2 rRNA genes are annotated in these 254 nt (G+C 52.8%); both read right to left on the bottom strand.

Features of this window, described 5'->3' with window-relative positions:
• Window positions 1–89 (bottom strand): 5S ribosomal RNA (gene rrf, locus HU147_RS19355); the annotation flags it as partial.
• A 52-nt stretch (window positions 90–141) separates the two neighbouring features.
• A 23S ribosomal RNA gene (locus HU147_RS19350) occupies window positions 142–254 on the bottom strand; the annotation flags it as partial.

The following is a 254-nucleotide window of genomic DNA, read 5'->3' as shown; positions in this document are numbered from 1 at the left end:
GGAAACCCCCAACTACCATCGGCGCAAAAGAGCTTAACTTCCGTGTTCGGGATGGGAACGGGTGTGGCCTCTTTGCCATCATCACTGGACAGGAGTGCTTGCGCCCTCAAAACTGGATATGCGACATTGAAAACAACTGTGTTGGTTAAGTCCTCGATCGATTAGTATTCGTCAGCTGCACGCGTCGCCGCGCTTCCACCCCGAACCTATCTACCTCATCGTCTTTGAGGGATCTTACTTGCTTGCGCAATGGG

The sequence above is a fragment of the Planococcus chinensis genome, from assembly GCF_020071995.1.
Classification (GTDB): Bacteria; Bacillota; Bacilli; order Bacillales_A; family Planococcaceae; genus Planococcus; species Planococcus chinensis_A.
The sequence above is the reverse complement of the archived record's forward strand: the minus strand, read 5'-3'. Positions and strand labels throughout refer to the sequence as shown.